At 39.9% G+C, this 383-nt stretch carries 1 protein-coding gene; it reads left to right on the forward strand.

All coding sequences use genetic code 11. The annotated features are described in order from the left end of the window. Positions 1 to 383, forward strand: a 383-nt coding sequence (locus AC1DJR_RS33900; protein ID WP_477004664.1) for an FtsK/SpoIIIE domain-containing protein, incomplete at both ends; no start/stop codon positions are given.

Here is a 383-nt window from a genome sequence, read left to right on the forward strand (position 1 = left end):
CTACATTCACGATTACGCAGAAATAAATGAAATTGAAGCGTTAGCTAGACCGTGGTTACCACCACTTCCAGAAAGCGTATATTTACAAGACTTACATGCTATTCAGTTCAAAGAAGCATGGACGAAAGAAAAGAAACCATTAAAAGCAACAGTTGGTCTACTAGATCAGCCTGAATTACAATCACAAACACCATTAACACTAGATATTAGTAAAGACGGACACGTAGCGGTCTTCTCAAGTCCAGGCTACGGAAAATCAACATTCTTACAATCAGTCATTATGGATGTAGCTCGTCAGCATAGTCCGGAGCATTTGCATGTGTATTTAGTGGACCTTGGAACAAATGGTCTTCTACCTTTAAAAGGGTTACCTCATGTAGCGG

The organism is Bacillus sp. 05T31, from assembly GCF_056396725.1.